The organism is Streptococcus sp. 1055 (genome assembly GCF_013276815.1).
Classification (GTDB): domain Bacteria; phylum Bacillota; class Bacilli; order Lactobacillales; family Streptococcaceae; genus Streptococcus; species Streptococcus pseudopneumoniae.
The window spans coordinates 1-1,764 of sequence record NZ_VMLT01000180.1 but is presented as its reverse complement, the minus strand read 5'-3'; the positions used below and the strand labels follow the sequence as shown (position 1 = coordinate 1,764).

The 1,764-nt window shown below is 37.0% G+C and carries 2 protein-coding genes; both read left to right on the top strand.

Annotated elements, in window-relative coordinates:
• The coding region (gene mreD / locus HT699_RS11505) for a rod shape-determining protein MreD (protein WP_172934393.1) at positions 1 to 353 on the top strand (353 nt) is incomplete at its 5' end.
• 93 nt (positions 354 to 446) lie between these two features.
• Positions 447 to 1,625, top strand: a complete 1,179-nt coding sequence (locus tag HT699_RS11500; RefSeq protein WP_172934392.1) for a CHAP domain-containing protein — start codon at positions 447 to 449, stop codon at positions 1,623 to 1,625.
• Positions 1,626 to 1,764: the final 139 nt, after the last annotated feature.

Here is a 1,764-nt window from a genome sequence, read left to right as displayed (position 1 = left end):
AGACGATAGAAGTATCAGAATATCTCTATCTAGTCTATTGTTTTGTGATAGGCTTGGTTTACGATGTTTACTTTTTCCATCTAATAGGGATTGCAACTCTCTTATTTATCTTATTGGGAGCCCTTCTTCAGAAATTGAATAGTGTTATTTTGTTGAATCGTTGGACACGAATGCTCTCTATGATTGTCCTGACCTTCCTGTTTGAAATGGGTAGTTATCTTTTGGCTTTTATGGTAGGGTTGACAGTAGATAGCATGTCGATTTTTATAGTCTATAGCTTGGTACCGACGATGATTTTAAATTTTTTATGGATTACTGTTTTTCAATTTATTTTTGAAAAATATTATCTATAAGAACGACATATAAATGTAACAAAGGCGTAATATTTATTAGGCCTTTTTTTGGTATACTAGTATTGTCTTTAAAAGAAGGAGTATCTACGTAATATGAAGAAAAAAATCTTAGCGTCACTTTTATTAAGTACAGTAATGGTTTCTCAAGTAGCTGTTTTAACAACTGCGCATGCAGAAACGACTGATGACAAAATTGCTGCTCAAGATAATAAAATTAGTAACTTAACAGCACAACAACAAGAAGCCCAAAAACAAGTTGACCAAATTCAGGAGCAAGTATCAGCTATTCAAGCTGAGCAGTCTAACTTGCAAGCTGAAAATGATAGATTACAAGCAGAATCTAAGAAACTCGAGGGTGAGATTACAGAACTTTCCAAAAACATTGTTTCTCGTAACCAATCTTTGGAAAAACAAGCTCGTAGTGCTCAAACAAATGGAGCTGCAACTAGCTATATCAATACCATTGTAAACTCAAAATCAATTACAGAAGCTATTTCACGTGTTACTGCAATGAGTGAAATCGTATCTGCGAACAACAAAATGTTAGAACAACAAAAGGCAGATAAAAAAGCTATTTCTGAAAAACAAGTAGCAAATAATGATGCTATCAATACTGTAATTGCTAATCAACAAAAATTAGCTGATGATGCTCAAGCATTGACTACGAAACAGGCAGAACTAAAGGCTGCTGAATTGAGTCTTGCTGCTGAGAAAGCGACAGCTGAAGGGGAAAAAGCAAGTCTATTAGAGCAAAAAGCAGCAGCTGAGGCAGAGGCTCGTGCAGCTGCGGCAGCAGAAGCAGCTTATAAAGAAAAACAAGCTAGCCAACAACAGTCAGTACTTGCTTCAGGTAATACAAACCTAACAGCACAGGTACAAGCAGTATCTGAATCTGCAGTAGCACCTGTTCAGGCTAAAGTACGTCCAACATATAACACAAATGCCTCAACTTATCCAATTGGTGAATGTACATGGGGAGTTAAAACATTAGCACCTTGGGCTGGAGACTATTGGGGTAATGGAGCACAGTGGGCCACAAGTGCAGCAGCAGCAGGTTTCCGTACAGGTTCAACACCTCAAGTTGGAGCAATTGCATGTTGGAACGATGGTGGATATGGTCACGTAGCGGTTGTTACAGCTGTTGAATCAACAACACGTATCCAAGTATCAGAATCAAATTATGCTGGGAATCGTACAATTGGAAATCACCGTGGATGGTTCAATCCAACAACGACTTCTGAAGGTTTTGTAACATATATTTATGCAGACTAATTATAGAGGGACTCGAATAGAGCCCTCTTTTCAGATTTTACCAGAGACAATAACTATTAAAAATCCCATCAAAATAGCTTGAAAATATCGAAAAAGTATGGTAGAATAAAAATTGTCGTATGAACGATAATACTCATTC